The 14,825-nt window shown below is 71.0% G+C and carries 15 protein-coding genes; 10 read left to right on the forward strand and 5 right to left on the reverse strand.

Features of this window, described 5'->3' with window-relative positions; genetic code table 11:
* Positions 1–71 precede the first annotated feature (71 nt).
* Complete coding sequence (fabG, locus tag BAMB_RS14195) at positions 72–788, reverse strand: 3-oxoacyl-ACP reductase FabG (RefSeq protein WP_011657925.1); 717 nt, start codon at positions 786–788, stop codon at positions 72–74.
* Between the two features lie 107 nt (positions 789–895).
* Positions 896–1,180 (reverse strand): phosphopantetheine-binding protein, encoded by a 285-nt coding sequence (locus BAMB_RS14200; protein WP_006755109.1) that lies wholly within the window; start codon positions 1,178–1,180, stop codon positions 896–898.
* Positions 1,181–1,745: 565 nt separating this feature from the next.
* Here BAMB_RS14200 and BAMB_RS14205 point away from each other — a divergent pair.
* From BAMB_RS14205 to BAMB_RS14250, 10 genes are all read left to right on the forward strand, one after another.
* Positions 1,746–2,390: a COG4648 family protein gene (locus tag BAMB_RS14205; protein ID WP_011657926.1), complete on the forward strand. Its 645-nt coding sequence runs from the start codon at positions 1,746–1,748 to the stop codon at positions 2,388–2,390.
* 65 nt (positions 2,391–2,455) lie between these two features.
* On the forward strand, positions 2,456–4,216 hold the full coding sequence (locus BAMB_RS14210) for an AMP-binding protein (RefSeq protein ID WP_041491274.1): 1,761 nt from the start codon (positions 2,456–2,458) through the stop codon (positions 4,214–4,216).
* Positions 4,213–5,187 (forward strand): LpxL/LpxP family acyltransferase, encoded by a 975-nt coding sequence (locus BAMB_RS14215; RefSeq protein ID WP_011657928.1) that lies wholly within the window; start codon positions 4,213–4,215, stop codon positions 5,185–5,187. Before BAMB_RS14210 ends, BAMB_RS14215 begins: the two co-directional genes overlap by 4 nt.
* Entirely contained in the window at positions 5,184–5,828 is a 645-nt protein-coding gene (locus BAMB_RS14220) for an outer membrane lipoprotein carrier protein LolA (RefSeq protein WP_011657929.1), read from the forward strand. The genes BAMB_RS14215 and BAMB_RS14220 overlap by 4 nt, the downstream gene beginning before the upstream one ends.
* A complete protein-coding gene (locus BAMB_RS14225; RefSeq protein ID WP_011657930.1) occupies positions 5,828–8,308 on the forward strand; it encodes an MMPL family transporter in 2,481 nt (826 codons plus the stop codon). The genes BAMB_RS14220 and BAMB_RS14225 overlap by 1 nt, the downstream gene beginning before the upstream one ends.
* Positions 8,305–9,207 carry a polysaccharide deacetylase family protein gene (locus BAMB_RS14230; protein WP_011657931.1) on the forward strand — a complete coding sequence of 301 codons (903 nt, stop codon included), beginning with the start codon at positions 8,305–8,307 and terminating at the stop codon, positions 9,205–9,207. The genes BAMB_RS14225 and BAMB_RS14230 overlap by 4 nt, the downstream gene beginning before the upstream one ends.
* A 63-nt stretch (positions 9,208–9,270) precedes the next feature.
* Positions 9,271–10,494: a beta-ketoacyl-[acyl-carrier-protein] synthase family protein gene (locus BAMB_RS14235; RefSeq protein ID WP_011657932.1), complete on the forward strand. Its 1,224-nt coding sequence runs from the start codon at positions 9,271–9,273 to the stop codon at positions 10,492–10,494.
* Positions 10,491–11,309, forward strand: a complete 819-nt coding sequence (locus BAMB_RS14240) for a beta-ketoacyl synthase chain length factor (RefSeq protein ID WP_011657933.1) — start codon at positions 10,491–10,493, stop codon at positions 11,307–11,309. Before BAMB_RS14235 ends, BAMB_RS14240 begins: the two co-directional genes overlap by 4 nt.
* The gene (locus tag BAMB_RS14245; RefSeq protein ID WP_011657934.1) at positions 11,306–11,839 is read left to right on the forward strand and encodes a hotdog family protein; all 534 of its coding nucleotides are present in this window, start codon (positions 11,306–11,308) and stop codon (positions 11,837–11,839) included. The genes BAMB_RS14240 and BAMB_RS14245 overlap by 4 nt, the downstream gene beginning before the upstream one ends.
* Positions 11,823–12,152 carry a hypothetical protein gene (locus tag BAMB_RS14250; RefSeq protein WP_041491397.1) on the forward strand — a complete coding sequence of 110 codons (330 nt, stop codon included), beginning with the start codon at positions 11,823–11,825 and terminating at the stop codon, positions 12,150–12,152. The genes BAMB_RS14245 and BAMB_RS14250 overlap by 17 nt, the downstream gene beginning before the upstream one ends.
* Before the next feature lie 80 nt (positions 12,153–12,232).
* Here the strand turns inward: BAMB_RS14250 and BAMB_RS14255 are convergent, their stop codons facing one another.
* From BAMB_RS14255 to BAMB_RS14265, 3 genes are all read right to left on the reverse strand, one after another.
* Positions 12,233–12,433 (reverse strand): hypothetical protein, encoded by a 201-nt coding sequence (locus tag BAMB_RS14255; RefSeq protein ID WP_041491275.1) that lies wholly within the window; start codon positions 12,431–12,433, stop codon positions 12,233–12,235.
* Between the two features lie 199 nt (positions 12,434–12,632).
* Complete coding sequence (gene phbB, locus BAMB_RS14260) at positions 12,633–13,376, reverse strand: acetoacetyl-CoA reductase (RefSeq protein WP_011657937.1); 744 nt, start codon at positions 13,374–13,376, stop codon at positions 12,633–12,635.
* A 217-nt stretch (positions 13,377–13,593) separates the two neighbouring features.
* Positions 13,594–14,775 carry an acetyl-CoA C-acetyltransferase gene (locus BAMB_RS14265; RefSeq protein ID WP_011657938.1) on the reverse strand — a complete coding sequence of 394 codons (1,182 nt, stop codon included), beginning with the start codon at positions 14,773–14,775 and terminating at the stop codon, positions 13,594–13,596.
* Positions 14,776–14,825 lie beyond the last annotated feature (50 nt).

Genomic DNA, 14,825 nt, shown 5'->3' on the forward strand with positions numbered 1-14,825 from the left:
GCTCGCGGCATGGGGGCCACGCGCCGCGTTGCGCGCCGTTGCTTCGCGTCAAGCCGACGCCGCGCGCGTCGTCATGCGAGCCCGCCGTTGACGGACAGCACCTGCCCCGTCACATAGGCGGCCGCATCGGATACCAGATACGCGACCATCGCCGCGACTTCGTCGGGCCGGCCCGCGCGTTGCGCCGGCACGAGCTGCTTGATCCGTTCGGCGGGAAACGCAAGGTCGGCCATCGGCGATTCGATGATGCCGGGCGCGACCGCGTTCACCGTGATGCCGCGCGACGCAAGCTCCAGCGACAGCGACTTCGTCGCGCCGATCAGCCCCGCCTTCGCGGCCGCGTAGTTGACCTGCCCGCGGTTGCCGGTCACGCCCGCGACCGACGCGATGTTGATGATCCGTCCGCGCCGCGTGCGGATCATCGGCAGCAACAGCGGCTGCGTGACGTTGAAAAAACCGTTGAGCGTCACGTCGATCACGCTGTGCCATTGCCGGCGCGACATGCCGGCCATCGGCGCGTCGTCGTGAATGCCCGCGTTGTTGACGAGGATCTGCACCGGCGCGTCGTCGACGAACGGCGCGAGCGCGGCGAGCGTCGCGTCGCCATCGGTCACGTCGAACGCGATCGCATGCGCGGTACCGCCGGCCGCGACGATCTGCTGCGCGACGGCCTCCGCCTGCGCGAGATTCCGGTTCGCGTGCACCCAGACTTCGTGACCGGCCTGCGCGAGCGCCGTGCAGATCGCCTGCCCGAGTGCGCCGCTGCCGCCCGTTACGAGCGCCCGCATCGACTTGCTCCGTTCATCGCGTTTCACCTCGATCGACGCGGCGGCCTGTCGTCCAGCGACGGCCGCCGCGTGCGGTAATCATCCGTGTGCCGCGCCGTGCGCGCCCGTCACTTCGTGCGATGCGCGGCGACGTATGCGGCAAGCGCGCCGAGCGTCGCGAAGATCTGTTTGTTGTCCGGATTGTCCGAGCGCAGCTCGAAGCCGTATTTCTTCGAGATCAGCAGCGCGATTTCGAGGATGTCGATGGAGTCGAGCCCGAAGCCCTCGCCATACAGCGGGGTCCCGGCCGTCACCGTTTCGAGCGGGACGTCTTCGAGATTCAGTTCGCCGATGATCAGCGTGGCGAGCTCTTGTTCCAGTGCGTTCATCATGCTTGCGGGCAGGCGGCCCATGGCGGCGGGAGGCACCCGGAAACGGCAACCGTCATGCATGCCCGGCGCGTGCGAAGCCCGCGCGAATCTCCGTCCCTCCGGCGTCTGCCGGCTTCCCCGCCTGCGTTATTGGGGGTCGTTTGTAAAAGTTACGCGGATTCTAGTGGATGGGTATCGGTGCGTATACCGTGAATGGTTACAGACTGAAGGGCCGCGCCACGGCCGGTTTCGGGCCCCGATCGCAGCAGACGCTTGAGCCGCTGCGGATGGAAATGGATCGCCGCCGCGAAAGCGTCGGTGCGCTGCCATACATTCGGTTACAAAACCCGGCCGCGCCGGTCTCGAACGGCCACGCAGCGGCCCTAAAATGGCGGGCACGACAGCCGGCCCGGACAAGCGTCCCGGCCGCCATTCATATGATGTTTGACGGCCCGACGAACGCGTCCGGCCTCACGATACGCCCGATGTTTCCAGCAGCCATGCCGCGCCCGTCCATTTGCCTCGCCGCCGTTTGCCCGCCCGTGCGCCGCCGTGCCGCGGCCGCCGGCGGCGATGCGTGCGCACGTCACGCGCCGGGAGCGCCGCGATGAGCACACCGCTCGCGATCGTGCGCGGTGTCGGCGCGCTCGCCGCGGTGGCCGCGTACCAGATCGGCGCGCATTACGCGGCCGCGACGCCCGGCGCGCATGGCGTCGGCCTCGCGATGGCGCTCGTGCCGCCGCTGCTGCTCGCGCTCGGTGCGGCATGGCGCTCGCCGCGGCGCGCGTGGCTCGTGCCGGCGTGGGTACTGGCCGCCGTCGCGCTGTGGGCCGCGCGCATCCCGCTCGCGCGCCATTTCGAATGGGGGCTGTATCTGGAACACGTGAGCTTCAACCTCGCGATGGCGCTGCTGTTCGGCCGCACGCTCGCGGCCGGCCAGGTGCCGCTGTGCACGCGGTTCGCGACGATGATCCACGGCACGATCACGCCAGCCGTCGCGCGCTACACGCGGCGCATCACGCTCGCGTGGACGCTGTTCTTCGTCGCGATCGCCGCCGTGTCGACGCTGATGTTCGCGACCGCGCCGATCGTCGCATGGTCGACGTTCGCGAACTACCTGTCGCTGCCGCTCGTCGCCGTGATGTTCGCCGCCGAGCATGCGTGCCGGCGCTTCGCGCTGCCGCACGATGCTCGGGCGCGGATGGTCGACGCGGTGCGCGCGTACCGCGCGTCGACGCAACCGTCACGATGAATTCATGGCCGGCGCGGCGCCGCATCGCGGCCGCGCCGGTCACCGCTTCCCGCTCTAGCCGATTTATGCCGACTCACCCGCTGGTATTCCATTCGTCGCCGGACCAGACGATCGCCTGGCGCGACGGCGCGCCCGTCACCGTGCGCGCGTTCGTCGCCGACGTCGCGCGCGTGGCCGCCGCGCTGCCCGCCGGCGGCCACGTGTTCAACGTGTGCCGCGACCGCTACCGCTTCGCGGTCAGCCTGTGCGCGGCGCTTGTGTCCGGCAGGATCAGCCTGCTGCCGTCGACGCATACGCCGGAGATGGTGCGCCAGCTCGCGTCGTTCGCACCTGACGCGTTCTGCCTGCACGACGCGCCCGACTGCACGATCGACCTGCCGCGCTTCGCGTATCCGGACGCCTCCGCCGGCGACCTCCGCGACGACACACCCTGCATGGTGCCGCGGATCGACGCAGCGCGGATCATGGCGTACGTGTTCACCTCCGGCTCGACCGGCGCGCCGGTGCCGCACCGCAAGACCTGGGGCTTCCTGGTCGGCTGCGTGCGCGCGGCGGCCGACCGCCTCGGCCTGCTCGACGGCCGCGCGGCCACGCTGATCGGCACCGTGCCCGCGCAGCACATGTACGGCTTCGAGTCGACGGTGTTGCTCGCGCTGATCGGCGGCCTCGCGTTCAGCAATCGCCAGCCGTTCTATCCGCGCGACATTCGCGACGAACTCGACGCGATCCCGCAGCCGCGCGTGCTCGTCACGTCGCCGATCCACCTGCGCGCGCTGCTGTCGGCCGGCCATGCGCTGCCGCCGGCCGCGCTCGTGCTGTCGGCCACCGCGCCGCTGTCGGAAAAACTCGCGTGCGAAGCCGAGGCCGCGCTCGGCGCGCCGCTCGTCGAAATCTACGGCAGCACCGAGACCGGGCAGATCGCGACGCGCCGCACGTCGCAGGGCGCGACCTGGCAAGTGTTCCCGGGCATCCGGCTCGATGCGCGTGATGCGCATGACGCGTCGCACGGCGAGGCCGCGGCCGACGACAGTGGCCCGACCATGTGGGTATCGGGCGGACACGTCGAGGCCCCCGTGCCGATGGGCGACGCGCTCGAGCTGCTCGGCGACGGCCGGTTCCTGCTGCATGGCCGCAAGGCGGACCTCGTCAACATCGCCGGCAAGCGCACGTCGCTCGCCTATCTGAATCATCAATTGAACGCGATTGCCGGCGTCGTCGACGGCGTGTTCTTCATGCCGGACGAAGCCGCGCCGGCCCACGCCGATGCGACCCGCGAACCGGTCACGCGCCTCGTCGCGCTCGTGGTCGCCCCGACGCTCGCCGCGGCCGATCTGCAGCGCGCGCTGCGCGAACGGATCGATCCCGCGTTCATGCCGCGTCCGCTCGTGTTCGTCGATACGTTGCCGCGCAACGAAACGGGCAAGCTGCCGCGCGACGTGCTCGCCGCGCTCGTCGCACGGCACACGCGCGCCGCCACGGCCGACGTGCGCGATCGCAGCGAGACGGATGCGCCGCTCGCGTTCACGATTCCCGCCGATCACCCTGCGCTGCCCGGTCATTTCCCCGGTCATCCGATCGTGCCGGGCGTCGTGCTGCTCGATCACGCGATCGCCGCGCTCGGCGCATCGCTGAACCGCCCGCTGGATACGTGGCGGCTCGCTTCCGCGAAATTCCTGAGCCCGGTCGCGCCCGGCGAACCGCTCGATCTCGCGTTCGATGCGGCGGCAGGCGGTGCAATCCGCTTCACGCTGCGCGCCGGCACGCGCGACGTCGCGACCGGCGTGCTGTCCGCGCCGCCAGCCGCACCGGAAGGCGCGCAGCCATGAAGCGCACCGCATGGGCCGAGCGCCAGGAACGCAGCAACGCGGCGCTGCTGCGCGCGATGGCCTGGATCTCGCTGCGGTTCGGCCGGCGGCCGTCGCGCGTCGTGCTGCACGCCATCGCGGCCTATTTCGTGCTGTTCTCGCCGGTCGCCCGCGCGGCGTCGCGCGACTACCTGCGCCGCGTGCTCGGCCGTCCGGCGCGCTGGCGCGACGTGTACCGGCACGTGTTCACGTTCGCGGCGACGATCCACGACCGCATCTACCTGATGAACGGCCGCTTCGACCTGTTCGACATCCGGCTGCACGGCGAAACGCGGGTCGATGACGCGCTCGCCGGGGGGCGCGGCGCAGTGCTGATGGGCGCGCACCTCGGCAGCTTCGAAGTCGTGCGCGCGATCGGCCGCACGCGGCCGGACCTGCGCGTCGTCGTCACGATGTTCGAAGAGAACGCGCGCAAGATCAACGCGACGCTCGCCGCCGTGAATCCGGCCGCGAAGCCGGAAGTGATTCCGCTCGGGCAGGTCGATTCGATGCTGAAGGTGCGCGAGCGCCTCGACGCGAACTGCATGGTCGGGATGCTCGCCGACCGCACGCTGCTCGACGACGCGGCCGCGTCGATGCGGCGGCTGCCGCTGCTCGGCGCGCCGGCCGCGTTCCCGCTCGGGCCGCTCTACATGGCCGCGATGCTGCGGCGCCCGGTGCTGTTCATGACCGGCCTCTATCGCGACGGCAATCGCTACGACGTGCACTTCGAGACGCTCGCCGATTTCTCCGACGTGCGCCGCGACACGCGCGCGGCGGCCGTCGATGCGGCGCTCGCGCGCTACGTCGCGCTGCTCGACCGGTATTGCCGCGCGGCCCCGTACAACTGGTTTAACTATTTCGATTTCTGGCAGACCGGCGACGCCGCCGCGCGCCGCGACGATGCGTGCGCGTGCACCGGGCTGCCCACCCCGAGGGATTCCGACGCATGACCGCCGTTCGCCGCTTCCTGTCACTGTTGCCGCTGTCGCTCCTGCTCGCGCCGCGCCGCGCCGCGCGCCTGTTCGCCGTCACGGCGGCCGTCGCGCTCGCGCTGCCCGCGCAGGCGGCCGACACCGGTTCGGCATGGACCCTCGACCGGCTGATGTCGACGCTCGCGCAGCACAAGTCCGGGCGTGCGACGTTCACCGAGACGAAGACGCTGTCGATCGCCGCGCAGCCGCTCGAATCGTCGGGCGAGCTCGTGTTCGTCGCGCCCGACCATCTCGAGAAGCACACGCTGAGCCCGAAGCCCGAACATCTCGTCGTCGACGGCGACATGCTCACCGTCGAGCGCAACAACCGCAAATTCACGCTCGCGCTCGCGCGCTACCCCGAGCTCGGCGCCTTCATCGACAGCATCCGCGCGACGCTCGCCGGCAACCGCTACGCGCTCGAGCAGGTGTACAAGGTCGCGCTCGCCGGCCGTGGCGACGACTGGACGCTGACGCTCACGCCGCTCGATTCGCGGATGCTGAAGGTCGTCAGCACGATCACGCTCGACGGCACGCGCGACGTGTTGCGCAGCGTCGCGATCCGGCAGGCCGACGGCGACCATTCGACGATGCGCCTGCAACCCGTCCCGGCGAACTGATGGACGAACGCACCCGGCCGACCGCTCCCGTCACCCGGCGCCTGCCCGCCTGGCGGCAACGCGCGGTGCTCGTGTGGCTGCTCGCGCTCGTCGCATGCGCGATCGCGATCGCCCGCGCGAATTTCACGGCCGATTTGTCCGCGTTCCTGCCGCGCGCGCCGAGCGCCGGGCAGCGCGTGCTCGTCGAGCAACTGCGCGACGGCATCGTGTCGCGGCTGATCCTCGTCGCGATCGACGGCGGCGATGCGGCCACGCGCGCCGCGCTGTCGCGGCGCGTCGCCGGCACGCTGCGCGCCGACCGGCAATTCTCCGCGATCAACAACGGCGAGGCCGTGAACGACGCGCGCGACCAGCAGTTCGTGTTCGATCATCGCTACCTGCTGAGCCCGGCCGTCACGCCGCAACGCTTCAGCGCGGACGGCCTGCACCAGGCGCTCGGCGACAGCCTCGACCTGCTGGGCTCGTCGGCGGGCCTCGTCGCGAAGGCGATGCTGCCGCACGACCCGACCGGCGAAGTGACCGCGCTCGTCGACCAGCTCGACAGCGGCGCGCAGCCCGCCGTGCGCGACGGCGTGTGGGCATCGCGCGACGGCACGCGCGCGGTGCTCGTCGTGCAGACGGCCGCCGCCGGCTCCGACACCGACGCGCAGGCACGCGCGATCGACGCGGTGCGCCGCGCGTTCTCCGCCGCGACGCAGACGCTGCCGAACCCGGCCGCGTACACGCTCGCGATGACCGGCCCCGGCGTGTTCTCGGTCGATACGCGCGACACGATCCGGCACGACGTCGAGCGGCTGTCGACCGCGAGCCTCGTGCTGATCGTCGCGCTGCTGCTGACGCTGTACCGCTCGCCGCGCACGCTCGCGCTGGGGCTGCTGCCGGTGCTGACGGGCATCGCGGCCGGCATCGCGGCGGTCAGCGTCGCGTTCGGCACCGTCCACGGGCTGACGCTCGGCTTCGGCACGACGCTGATCGGCGAGGCCGTCGACTATTCGATCTACCTGTTCGTGCAATCGGCGCAAGTCGGCTCGCGCGGCGCCGCGCGGCCCGCCGACGCGATGCGCGCGTGGCTCGCCGCATACTGGCCGACGATCCGGCTCGGCGTGCTCACGTCCGTGTGCGGCTTCGCGTCGATGCTGTTCTCCGGCTTTCCGGGCCTCGTGCAGCTCGGGCTCTATTCGATCGTCGGGCTGACGGCCGCCGCGCTCGTCACGCGCTACGTGCTGCCGCACCTGCGCGGCGAGCACGTCGCGATTCGCGACGTGTCGCGCATCGGCGCGGTGCTCGCGCGTGCGGCCGCCGCGGCGCCGCGGCTGCGCTGGCCGCTCGCCGTGCTCGTGCTCGCCGCGTGCACGACGCTCGTGCTGCATCGCGAATCTCTGTGGAGCCGCGAGCTCGCGGCGCTCAGCCCCGTTCCCGCCCGCGCGCAGGCACTCGACGCGCGCCTGCGCGCCGATGTCGGTGCACCGGACGTGCGCTACCTCGTCGTGATTTCCGCGCCGACCGAACAGGCCGCGCTCGAACGCGCGGAACAGGTTGCCGCGCAATTGCAGCCGCTCGTCGATCGCGGCGCGCTCGCGGGCTTCGAAAGTCCCGCGCGCTATCTGCCGAGCGACGCCGCGCAGCGCGCGCGCCAGGCGAGCCTGCCGGACGCGGAGGCGCTCGCCGCCCGCATGCACGCGGCCGTCGCGAACCAGCCGATCTCGGTCAGGCCCGAGTTGTTCGCACCGTTCGTCGCCGATGTCGAAGCCGCGCGCCACGCGCCGCTGCTCACGCGCGCCGACCTGCGCGGCACGTCGATGGCGCTCGCCGTCGACGCGTTGCTGACCGAGCGCGCGGGCCGCTGGAGCGCGATGCTGCCGCTGCGCGCGCCGGACGCTACGCGCACTGCGTCAGCCGCCGCGCCGGCACTCGATGTCGCGCCGATCCGCGCGGCCGTCGCGCGCGCCGGCGTACCCGACGCGCTGTTCGTCGACATGAAGGCCGAGGCCGATCGCCTGTACGTGAACTACGTGCACGAGGACATCCGGCTGTCGCTCGCGGGTTTCGCGGCAATCGCCGTGCTGCTGCTGATCGCGCTGCGCTCGCCGCGCCGCGTCGTGCGCGCGCTCGCGCCGCTCGTCGCGGCCGTGATCGTGGTGACGGCCGGCTTCGCGCTCGCCGGCGTGCAACTGACGATCCTGCACCTCGTCGGAATGCTGCTGATCGTCGCGGTCGGCTCGAACTATGCGCTGTTCTTCTGCAAGCGCGACGACGCGCAACCGGTCACGCCGTACACGCTCGTATCGCTGCTGATCGCGAACCTCGCGACGGTCGCCGGCTTCGGCCTGCTCGCGCTGTCGCGCGTGCCGCTGCTCGAAACCTTCGGGCTGACCGTCGGCCCCGGCGCGATGCTCGCGCTGGCGTTCGCGGCGATTCTCGCGCCGCGCGTCGCGGCCGCGAACGGCCGTCCCCATGATCCGACAGGAGCTCGCGCATGAACGCGCCGTCATCCGTTTCACCGCCGCAGCCCGGCGATGCGCGCCGCTGGAAGCCAACGCCGCTGATCGCGGGCACCGCCGCGCTGCATGCGGGCGCGCTCGCGGCCGTCGTCGCGCAGCCGGCCGCGTGGCCGTGGGCCGCCGGCGGCGTGGTCGCCTCGCATCTCGCGCTGACGGCCGCCGGCCTGTGGCCGCGCAGCGCATTGCTCGGGCCGAACTGGACGCGGCTGCCGGCCGGTGCCGGCCGCCGGATCGCGCTGACGATCGACGACGGCCCGGACCCCGACGTCACGCCGCGCGTGCTCGACCTGCTCGATCGTTACGATGCACGCGCGACGTTCTTCTGCATCGGCGATCTCGCACGACGCCATCCGCAATGGATCGAAGCGATCATCGCGCGCGGCCACGCGGTCGAGAACCACAGCCAGCGGCACCGGCATACGTTCTCGCTGTCGGGGCCCGCCGCGCTGCGGCGCGAAATCGCCGCCGCGCAGCAGACGCTGACCGAGATCTCCGGCATGCGACCGCGCTTCTTCCGCGCGCCGGCCGGCCTGCGCAATCCGTTTCTCGAGCCGGTGCTCTGCGAGCTCGGGCTGCAGCTCGCCAGCTGGACGCGCCGCGGCTTCGACACGCGCGAGCACGACGCGGACACCGTCACGCGCCGCCTGCTGAACGGCCTCGCGCCACACGACATCCTGCTCGTGCATGACGGCCATGCGGCGCGCGATGCGCGCGGCGAACCGGTCGTGCTCGACGTGCTGCCGGCGTTGCTGCGCGCGGCCGCCGATGCGCGGTTGCAGTGGACCACGCTGCGCGCCGCGCTTGCGCCCGAAGCGCCCGAAGCGCCCGAAGCGCCCGGCCAGCCGGGCATGCTGGCACCCCCGTTTGATAAAATCTGACCATGCGCGGCGCGCCCGCCAGCCCTGCTGCGGCGCCCGTTCCGGCCACCGGATGCGACCCTCGTGAAACCTCTGCTGCTCTCGCACTTCACCGCCACCAGCTGCATCGGCCGCGGCCTCGACGCGACCCTCGACGCGCTGCGCCACGCGCGCGGCGCTCTCACGCCGTGCGACTTCGAACGCGCCGAACTCGACACCTGGATCGGCTCGGTGGACGGCGTCGATGCGCAGCCCGTGCGCGCGGATCTCTCCGATTTCGACTGCCGCAACAACCGCCTCGCGCAGCTCGGCCTCGTGCAGGACGGCTTCGACGCGCGCGTCGCGGCGGCCGTGTCGCGCCACGGCGCCGCCCGCGTCGGCGTGTTCATCGGCACGAGCACGTCCGGCATCCTCGAGACCGAACGCGCGTACGAGCAACGCGATCCGGCGAGCGGCGCACTGCCCGCCGGGTTCCGCTATGCGCATACCCACAACCCGTATTCGGCGGCTGCATTCGTGCGTGCGTATTTCTCGCTGCGCGGGCCGGCGACGGCGATCTCGTCCGCGTGTTCGTCCGGCGCGAAGGTATTCGGCTCCGCGCGCCGGATGATCGAAGCGGGGCTGATCGATGCGGCCGTCGTCGGCGGCGTCGATTCGCTGTGCCTGACGACGCTGTACGGCTTCAATTCGCTCGAACTGTTGTCGCGCAAGCCGTGCCGGCCGTTCGACGTCGCGCGAGACGGCATCTCGATCGGCGAGGCCGCCGCGTTCGCGCTGCTCGAACGCGTGCCGGAAACACGCGCCGCGCTCGATGGCGACGCGATCCTGCTGCTCGGCGTCGGCGAATCGAGCGATGCGCATCATATGTCGTCGCCGCATCCGGACGGGCTCGGCGCACGCGTCGCGATCGAACAGGCGCTCGCATCGGCCGGCCTCGACGCGAGCGACATCGACTACGTGAACCTGCACGGCACCGCGACGCCCAGCAACGATGCCGCCGAAAGCCGCGCCGTGGGCGCACTGCTCGCACGCACGCCGTGCAGCTCGACGAAGGGGGCGACCGGTCACACGCTCGGCGCCGCCGGCGCGCTCGAAGCGGTCGTCGCCGCGCTCGCGCTGCGCGAGCAGTTCGTGCCGGCCGGCGTCAACACGACGCAACCCGATCCGGCGCTGGCCGCCGACTACGTGCTCGCGAGCCGCGACGCGCACCTGCGTGCGGTCCTGTCCAATTCGTTCGGCTTCGGCGGCACGAATTGCAGCCTGATCCTCGGCCGCGCCGAGCACGCCCGCCGCCGGGAGCCGACATGACCGTCACCGCCTTCATCGAAAGTGTCGGCCTCATCGGGCCGGGACTGAACGACTGGCCGCACGCGGCCGACGTGCTCGCCGGACGCACGCCCTATGCGAGGGCGCGCACCGTGCTGCCGCCGCCGGCCGGCCTGCCGCCGGCGGAACGCCGCCGCACCGGCCCCGTGGTGCGCGTCGCGCTCGCGGTCGGGCTCGAAGCGGCAGCCGCGAGCGGGCGCGATCCCGCCACGCTCGCGACCGTATTCAGCGCGTCCGGCGGCGACGGCCAGAATTGCCACGCGATCTGCGAGACCCTCGCCGGCGACGACCGCCAACTGTCGCCCACGCGCTTTCACAACTCCGTGCACAACGCGCCGGCCGGCTACTGGAGCATCGCCACCCGTGCGATGGCGACGTCGAACGTGCTGTGCGCGCACGACGGCAGCTTTGCCGCGGGCCTGCTCGAGAGCCTGTGCCAGGTCACGGTCGATCGCGTGCCGAGCCTGCTGATCGCCTACGACACCGACTATCCGGAACCGCTGCGCGCGGTGCGGCCGATCGTCGACGCATTCGGCGTTGCGTTCGTGTTCGCGCCCGACGCAAGCGAACGCACGCTCGCGCGCATCGACGTGCAGCTGACCGACGCGCCGGCGACGACGCTCGCGAACCGCGAACTCGACGCGCTGCGCACCGGCAATCCGGCCGCGCGTGCGCTGCCGCTGCTCGACGCGCTCGCCGCGCGGCGTGCGACGCGCGTCGTGCTCGACTATCTGGAAGACACGCGCGTGCAGGTCGATATCGCGCTGCCCGATGCGGACGCGGAGCACGCGCGATGACGGCGCCCGTCTCGACGCCGACGCAGCCGCCGCCGCCGACGCTCGATCGTGCATGGATCGCCGCGCACATCCCGCACGACGGCGCGATGTGCGTACTCGATCGCGTCGAAGCATGGGATGCCGCGCGCATTCGCTGCAGCGCGACGAGCCATCGCGATCCGCACAACCCGCTGCGCTCGCGCGGCCGGCTCGCGTCGGTCTGCGGAGTCGAATATGCGGCGCAGGCGATGGCCGTGCACGGCGCGCTGCTCGGGACGCAACAGGAGCACACGGAACAAGCACGGCCGCGCGCCGGCTATCTCGCGAGCGTGCGCAACGTCGACGCGTTCGTCGATCGGCTCGACACGTTCGCGCTGCCGCTGATCGTCGACGCCGAACGCATCGGCGGCGACGACCATTCCGTGCTGTACGGCTTCGCGCTGCGCTGCGACGATCGCGTGCTGCTCAGCGGCCGCGCGGTAGTGATGCTCGATGCATCGGCGGCCGGCGCACGCGTTCCGCCGCCGGCCGGCCATGCAGGCCCCCGATGAATTTGCCCAAGGAAACCAGGTCGTGAAAGCACGTCAGTTCATTTGCAGCGCAATCGTCCTCGCGCTGATCAGCCCGATCGCGCACGCGGACATGTCGGAAGTGAAGCAGGACATCAAGCGCGATTCGAAGGAAGCGGCGCACAAGACCGGCGAGGCTGCACGCAGCTTCGGCCATGCGACCGCGAGCGCCGCGAAGACGGTCGGTCACGGCATCGCGCATGTGTCGCGCGAGGGCTGGGATGCGACCAAGCGCACGACGAAGCGAATCTTCCACAAGAACGATTCGGGCGAAGGCGCGCAGAAGAGCAATTGAGGGTGAGCATCCCGCGCAGCGCAGGCAGGATGCGCGGGATGCGGCACGACGCGTGAGTGCGCCGCTGCCGCACCGCTTCGTCATCGCGCGCCGTTGCGCGTGCGCCGCGCCGGCCTGCGCGCGAGGCACTTGCCGTACGCGACGAACCAGCAATCGCGATGATCGAAATTTCGCAGCAGCCGCGCGCGGCGCCGCTCGAGCCAGTGAAGCGCGATCGCCATCGTCAGCGCGACGGCCAGTGCCGAGCCGCCGATCGCGAGTCCCATCCAGGTTTCACCCATGCCTCCTCCGGAATGCGAGGCCGGGGCGGCACGCCTGCCGCGACGCGGTAGCTGGAGCGCGGACGCATCCGGCCCGCCGCATGTGCGGCGAACCTGCGTCCGTGATCCATCACCGCACGCATGCCGCGCCGCTCCGGCGCTGGATACAGCGGGAGCACGGCCCGGACGCACGCGCGAACGCCGCCCGGGCCGCCGCGCGTCACTGCATGTGCTGGCCGCCGTTGATCGCGATGTTGGAGCCCGTCACGAAGCCGGCCTCCTCCGAGCACAGATACGCGACCAGCCCCGCGACTTCCTCGGGCTTGCCGAGCCGGCCCGCCGGAATCTGCGGGAGGATCTTCGTGTCGAGGATGTCCTGCGGGATCGCCGTGACCATCTTCGTCGCGAGATAGCCCGGCGACACGGTGTTCACCGTCACGCCCTTGCGCGCGGTCTCGAGCGCGAGCGATTTCGTGAAGCCGTGCATGCCGGCCTTCGCGGCCGCGTAGTTGGTCTGGCCGATCGAACCCTTCGAGCCGTTGACCGACGCGATGTTGACGATGCGTCCCCAGCCGCGCTCGACCATGCCGTCGCAAACCGGCTTCGTCATGTTGAACACGGAATCGAGGTTGGTGCGGATCACCGCATCCCAGTTGACCTTGTCGAGCTTGCGCAGCGTCATGTCGCGCGTGATGCCCGCGTTGTTCACCAGGATGTCGACCGGGCCGACTTCCCGGACGATCTTCTCGATGCATTGCTGGCACGAATCGTAATCGGCCACATCCACCGGATAAGCATGGAATTCGCGACCGGCCGAGTGCATCTCGGTCAGCCAGCGATCGGCACCGGTATTGTTCGGCGAATACGTGACAACGACCTGGTAGCCAGCGTCGTTCAACCGGATGCTGATCGCTTCGCCAAGACCGCCCATCCCACCCGTCACAACTGCAATTCGCTTAGTCATCCTATTAGTTACCGAGAAGTAAAGTAATCAATGGTGCGCGGCGACGACATGGCACATGCCGCCGCCCCACCGCTTCGATGCGCGCCCGCCCGCGTGGCTGACGCGGCGCGCACCGGAACATCACACCTGTCGCGGGTTGCCCGTTGCGCGCGCAACCTGCTTCGCGCGTGCGCGGCGCAGGCCTGCGCCGCACGCGTGCATGTTCGTCAGGCCTGACTCAACCGCGTTCGACCGCGAGTGCGACACCCATCCCGCCGCCGATGCACAGCGACGCCAGCCCGCGCTTCGCGTCACGCTTGACCATCTCGTGCAGCAGCGTCACCAGGATCCGGCAGCCCGACGCGCCGATCGGGTGACCGATCGCGATCGCCCCGCCGTTCACGTTCACCTTCGACGTGTCCCAGCCCATCTGCTTGTGCACGGCCAGCGCCTGCGCCGCGAAGGCCTCGTTGATTTCCATCAGGTCCAGGTCGCCCGGCGTCCAGCCCGCACGCTCCAGCGCGCGGCGCGATGCCGGCACCGGGCCCATGCCCATCACGCTCGGATCCACGCCCGCATTCGCGTACGCCTTGATCCGCGCCAGCGGCGTCAGGCCCAGTGCCGCCGCCTTCTGCGCCGACATCACCAGCACCGCCGCCGCGCCGTCGTTCAGCCCCGACGCGTTCGCCGCCGTCACCGTGCCTTCCTTCGCGAACGCCGGCTTCAGGCCCGCCAGCGATTCCGCCGTCACGCCGTGGCGCACGAACTCGTCGGTCGCGAACTGCAGCGGCTCGCCCTTGCCCTGCGGAATCGACACCGGCACGATTTCGTCGTTGAAGCGGCCGGCCTTCTGCGCGGCTTCCGCCTTGTTCTGCGACAGCGCCGCGAACGCGTCCTGCTCGTCGCGCGTGATCCCGTATTCCTTCGCGACGTTCTCCGCCGTGATGCCCATGTGGTACTGGTTGTACACGTCCCACAGGCCGTCGACGATCATCGTGTCGACCAGCTTCGCGTCGCCCATCCGGAACCCGTCGCGCGAGCCCGGCAGCACGTGGGGCGCCGCGCTCATGTTTTCCTGGCCGCCCGCGATCACGATCTCCGCGTCGCCCGCCGCGATCGCGTTCGCCGCCAGCATCACGGCCTTCAGGCCCGAGCCGCACACCTTGTTGATCGTCATGCCCGGCACCGCGCTCGGCAGGCCGGCCTTGATCAGCGACTGACGCGCCGGGTTCTGCCCCGAGCCTGCCGCCAGCACCTGACCCGTGATCACTTCGCTCACCTGCTCGGGCTTCACGCCCGAGCGCTCCAGCACCGCGCGAATCACCGTCGCGCCCAGTTCCGGTGCCGCGATCTTCGCGAGCGAGCCGCCGAATTTGCCGACCGCGGTCCGCGCGGCCGATACGATCACTACGTCCGTCATGTTCAATTCCTGCTTTGAAATCAATGGGTCGATCCGAATCGTGTGCCGGT

It is taken from the genome of Burkholderia ambifaria AMMD, from assembly GCF_000203915.1.
Taxonomy (GTDB): Bacteria; Pseudomonadota; Gammaproteobacteria; order Burkholderiales; family Burkholderiaceae; genus Burkholderia; species Burkholderia ambifaria.

Coding starts and splice junctions, on each gene's coding strand:
- fabG (WP_011657925.1), bottom strand. CDS start 788: ATGCGGGCGCTCGTAACGGGCGGCAGCGGCGCACTCGGGCAGGCGATC.
- BAMB_RS14200 (WP_006755109.1), bottom strand. CDS start 1,180: ATGGGCCGCCTGCCCGCAAGCATGATGAACGCACTGGAACAAGAGCTC.
- BAMB_RS14205 (WP_011657926.1), top strand. CDS start 1,746: ATGAGCACACCGCTCGCGATCGTGCGCGGTGTCGGCGCGCTCGCCGCG.
- BAMB_RS14210 (WP_041491274.1), top strand. CDS start 2,456: ATGCCGACTCACCCGCTGGTATTCCATTCGTCGCCGGACCAGACGATC.
- BAMB_RS14215 (WP_011657928.1), top strand. CDS start 4,213: ATGAAGCGCACCGCATGGGCCGAGCGCCAGGAACGCAGCAACGCGGCG.
- BAMB_RS14220 (WP_011657929.1), top strand. CDS start 5,184: ATGACCGCCGTTCGCCGCTTCCTGTCACTGTTGCCGCTGTCGCTCCTG.
- BAMB_RS14225 (WP_011657930.1), top strand. CDS start 5,828: ATGGACGAACGCACCCGGCCGACCGCTCCCGTCACCCGGCGCCTGCCC.
- BAMB_RS14230 (WP_011657931.1), top strand. CDS start 8,305: ATGAACGCGCCGTCATCCGTTTCACCGCCGCAGCCCGGCGATGCGCGC.
- BAMB_RS14240 (WP_011657933.1), top strand. CDS start 10,491: ATGACCGTCACCGCCTTCATCGAAAGTGTCGGCCTCATCGGGCCGGGA.
- BAMB_RS14245 (WP_011657934.1), top strand. CDS start 11,306: ATGACGGCGCCCGTCTCGACGCCGACGCAGCCGCCGCCGCCGACGCTC.
- BAMB_RS14250 (WP_041491397.1), top strand. CDS start 11,823: ATGCAGGCCCCCGATGAATTTGCCCAAGGAAACCAGGTCGTGAAAGCA.
- BAMB_RS14255 (WP_041491275.1), bottom strand. CDS start 12,433: ATGGGTGAAACCTGGATGGGACTCGCGATCGGCGGCTCGGCACTGGCC.
- phbB (WP_011657937.1), bottom strand. CDS start 13,376: ATGACTAAGCGAATTGCAGTTGTGACGGGTGGGATGGGCGGTCTTGGC.
- BAMB_RS14265 (WP_011657938.1), bottom strand. CDS start 14,775: ATGACGGACGTAGTGATCGTATCGGCCGCGCGGACCGCGGTCGGCAAA.